The following is a 687-nucleotide window of genomic DNA, read 5'->3' as shown; positions in this document are numbered from 1 at the left end:
GCATGATCAGCCGCTAGGTCACGGCTTCACCTCCCGTTCTGCTGGGCGCACGAAAACCCGAGGTTAGATAGGCGGGTGAATCCTGCGCCACAGGACCCTCCGCCCCGGCGCGATGCCGCACCGGACCCAGAGCACACCGAACATCCGGTCCTGCTCGACCGGGTCGTGGTAGGCCAGCCTGAGCCCCCCGGCTTCGGCCGCCCACTCGAAGGTGAGCGGCAGGTCACGGTTCTCCTCGGCGTACGGTGTGACGTACGGCTTCCGGAGGGCGGTGACAGCGGTCATGCCGTCCCCTCCCGCGTCCGGGCCTTCTCCTCGTGCAACTGCTCGCACAGCCGGATCAAGCCCGGGGCGTGCAGCGTCCGTCTGCTCCGACAGCCCGGCACCGCGCACCCGGTGGCGTACCAGGTACGGCCCGCGCGCCAGATCGTCCAGCCGGGCCAGGGGCGGCGCAGCAACTCAGCGAGCTCGGCCTGCTCCTGCCGCGTCATCCGTTCACCCCCGCGGCCTCGTACGGCGACCGCCGACCGGTGGGCCCGGGCGGGTCCGGCGGCCGAGAGGTGGTGTGGCGGGCGGCGAGCTCACCTGGCCGCAGCCGGCCCGCGCCAGGGACGGCGGCCCACCGGGAATCGGACGGCCGATGTCGGAGGCCCGGTCGGAGCGGCCGGGAGCGGACGGTCGCCGCCC

At 73.7% G+C, this 687-nt stretch carries 2 protein-coding genes; both read right to left on the bottom strand.

Annotation, left to right across the window (positions count from 1 at the left end; translation table 11 throughout):
* Nucleotides 1-63: 63 nt before the first annotated feature.
* Nucleotides 64-285 (bottom strand): hypothetical protein, encoded by a 222-nt coding sequence (locus tag ACWJ6R_RS37545; protein ID WP_449066740.1) that lies wholly within the window; start codon nucleotides 283-285, stop codon nucleotides 64-66.
* Nucleotides 282-491: a hypothetical protein gene (locus ACWJ6R_RS37540; protein ID WP_449066739.1), complete on the bottom strand. Its 210-nt coding sequence runs from the start codon at nucleotides 489-491 to the stop codon at nucleotides 282-284. Before ACWJ6R_RS37540 ends, ACWJ6R_RS37545 begins: the two co-directional genes overlap by 4 nt.
* Nucleotides 492-687 lie beyond the last annotated feature (196 nt).

This window comes from Planomonospora algeriensis (genome assembly GCF_977012225.1).
The sequence above is the reverse complement of the archived record's forward strand: the minus strand, read 5'-3'. Positions and strand labels throughout refer to the sequence as shown.